The organism is Hansschlegelia beijingensis, from assembly GCF_045505405.1.
Lineage (GTDB): Bacteria > Pseudomonadota > Alphaproteobacteria > Rhizobiales > Methylopilaceae > Methylopila > Methylopila beijingensis_A.
This window is the reverse complement of sequence record NZ_JBJKEX010000648.1, coordinates 1-780: the sequence shown is the minus strand read 5'-3', so window position 1 is coordinate 780 and position 780 is coordinate 1. Positions and strand designations below refer to the sequence as shown.

General features: G+C 72.6%; 1 protein-coding gene. It reads right to left on the bottom strand.

Annotated elements, in window-relative coordinates; genetic code table 11:
* Positions 1-8: 8 nt before the first annotated feature.
* A partial coding sequence (locus ACIKT0_RS19395) for a DMT family transporter (protein WP_407106899.1) occupies positions 9-780 on the bottom strand: 772 nt, incomplete at its 5' end.

Below are 780 nucleotides of genomic sequence, written 5' to 3'. Positions count from 1 at the left end.
AGCCAGGTTCAGCTGCTGCAGAGCTTCGTCACGCAGGCGATCGTCGGCGCGTCGATGGGTTCGGCCAGCAGCAGCGCCGCGATCGCCAGCGTGACGAAGCTCTGCAGCAGCTGAACCTGGCTGACGCGCGCCACGCCGCCGAGCGCGAGCCCCGCGTTCCAGGCGAAGAAGCCGACATACTGGCTCATCGCAGTGACATAGGCGAAGGCCGCCCAGGACGCCGCCGAGACGGCGGCGGGCTCGAGCGGAGCGAGCCGCACCGCGACCGGCAGCGAGAGCGGCAGGGACAGCACGACCGCCCAGGAGATCACCTCCCAGCCCGGCATGGTCCGCGCGAGCCGGGCCGAGAGCGCGTAGCCGATCGAGGCTGACGCGACCGACGCCAGCAGCGACAGGTCGCCGAGCCCGACCCCCGTGGTTCCGCCGTCGCCGCGCCAGAGGGCGAAGCTGAGCACCAGCGCCGCGCCGAGCGCCGCGAAGGTCCAGAACCGGCGGGACGGACGCTCGCCGCCGAGCCATGCGCCGGCGAGAGCGGTCGCGAGCGGCAGCACCGCCAGCACCACCCCGCCGTGGGACGATGAGGCGCGCGTCATGGCGAAGCCGCTGAACAGCGGAAAGCCCCAGACGAGACAGATCGCGATCAGCGCGAGGACGCCGAGCGTGCGCCCGTCGGGCACGGGGCGGCGAAGCGCGGTCAACGCCGCGAGCGCCATATCTTGGTCCGCCGGGCTTCTCGCGGTGGCGGTCTTCTTCTGTTCTCCGTCGGACGTCGTGCCATCC